Source organism: Streptomyces sp. NPDC007205 (genome assembly GCF_040634095.1).
Classification (GTDB): domain Bacteria; phylum Actinomycetota; class Actinomycetes; order Streptomycetales; family Streptomycetaceae; genus Streptomyces.
In genome coordinates this window covers 1-1737 of sequence record NZ_JBEYEW010000166.1, presented here as the reverse complement: position 1 = coordinate 1737, position 1737 = coordinate 1, and the positions used below count along the sequence as shown (strand labels likewise).

General features: G+C 65.8%; 3 protein-coding genes. All 3 read left to right on the top strand.

Annotated elements, in window-relative coordinates; translation table 11 throughout:
- The coding region (locus tag ABZ624_RS42960; RefSeq protein ID WP_360101194.1) for a hotdog domain-containing protein at positions 1 to 381 on the top strand (381 nt) is incomplete at its 5' end.
- Positions 378 to 860, top strand: coding sequence for a hypothetical protein (locus tag ABZ624_RS42955; RefSeq protein WP_360101191.1), 483 nt, complete (start codon positions 378 to 380; stop codon positions 858 to 860). The genes ABZ624_RS42960 and ABZ624_RS42955, both read left to right, overlap by 4 nt.
- Before the next feature lie 34 nt (positions 861 to 894).
- Positions 895 to 1491 (top strand): zinc-binding dehydrogenase, encoded by a 597-nt coding sequence (locus ABZ624_RS42950; protein ID WP_360101188.1) that lies wholly within the window; start codon positions 895 to 897, stop codon positions 1489 to 1491.
- Positions 1492 to 1737 lie beyond the last annotated feature (246 nt).

The following is a 1737-nucleotide window of genomic DNA, read 5'->3' as shown; positions in this document are numbered from 1 at the left end:
CAGCCCGATCGCCTACGAAACAGCGTCCCGACCAACATCAACTACGCTGACACCAGCCGCATAACCCGTGTCCAGGATTCGGGGTCAAGGCCCCCGCCCGTCGTGCACGGCGTCTACCTCGCCTCCACCGTCAGCATGTTCACCTCGGACCTGGACATCCTCGGACGCCGTTTCACCATGGACTTCCTTTCGCCCGCCCACGCCGGTGACGACATCGAGGTCACCGTCACCGTCACCGACGTGCGCAACGCCGGGCCTATCGGTGACGTGATCAACGCCCAGATGCACTACCGCAACCAAGATGCGGTCCTGCTGGCACAAGGAAAGTTCACCGCCGTGGTCCGGCCCTTCCCCAACGGACAGCGCAGCGAGCAGCCGTGATCACCACCGACGCCTGGGTGCTACACGCCGGTGCCGGCGCAACGCGATCCGGCGGCGAGCTGCGCCGGGAAACCCCGCACCTGCCCGATCCGGCAAGCCACGAGGCGCTGGTCGAACCCCTGCTGGGAGGGTGGGAAGCGAACATGTCGCATGCCATTGCCCGCTCTCCCGCCGACATTTGCCGCCAGCGCGGAGAGGACTGTGTCCTGCTGGGCAACTGCGGCATCGTACGAGTTCAGCGGCCAGCCGCCGCGCTCCGGTCGCCCGCCGAGGGACAGATCTGCCTGCTGATGCCCTTCGGTAAGAGCGACCTCAGGGGATACGCCGAACTGGTCCACGCCTACGACGCACCGGGTACCTACGGAATGCTGGCCACACGGGTCAATCCCTGCCGAGCGGCTGCTGCCTCTGCCGGAGGGCACCCGTTTCTCGATCGCCCAATGGGCGTCCTACGGCCGCTACTTCACCGCCTGGGATAACTGGAGAACCGCCCACGCCTGCTGGAGCAGCCAGATGGCAGACGAAGACCCGGCCGACCATGTGATCTTCGGATGGGGCGGCGGAGTCGCGCTGGCCGCACTCCTCCTGGCCCGCCGCTGCGGCTTCCGGACCGCCACGGCGGCCAGCAGCAGCGCCCGCTTCGACCTCATCGCCAAACAAGGAATCACTCCCGTCGACCGGCGGGAGTTCCCCGACATCGACAGCAGGGGAGACAAGCGGCAACGAGCCTGCGCCCGCGCGTTCCTCCGGCAGATCTCGGCACTCAGCGACGGCCAGGGCTGCGCCATTATCCTGGACAACCTCGGCGGACCGACCTATGAGACTACACTGCGGGCACTGGCCCGCCAGGGAGTGATCTCCACCTGCGGCTGGAAGACAGGAATGAACCTGAACGTGACCCGGGCCGCCGAATGCCGGCTCCGCCACCTGCACGTATACACCCACGCCTGGCGCTTCCCGGACACACCGGCTATCCGTGGCTTCGCAGAGAAGACAGGCTGGCTCGCAGCAGAAGAATTCATGCACGTTTACGACTTCGACGACATCCCCCGGCTCGCCGCCGAGTTCGAAGCCAACCGCATCGACAGCTATTCCCGGCGTACCGGGTAAACCCTATTTAGGAACGCCGCCCCGGCCAGCACCCCGTACCAGGCCGGGAAGCATTCACGGAAGGGTGGTAGGAAAAATGCCCCCGGAGCCTATTGCAGTCGTAGGCATGGGAATAGCCGTCCCACACGCGTCATCCCCTGCCGAGTACTGGCAGTGAGCCTTTTCCATCTTCACTCTGAGCTGGTCAGATGGAGGGTGAGGACGGCCTGGACGAGGCTGGTGATCCGGCTGGTCGAGCACCGCAGT

What these genes read in the sequence shown, in the direction of transcription:
- ABZ624_RS42950 (WP_360101188.1), top strand. Translation starts at nt 895, where the DNA reads ATGGCAGACGAAGACCCGGCCGACCATGTGATCTTCGGATGGGGCGGC.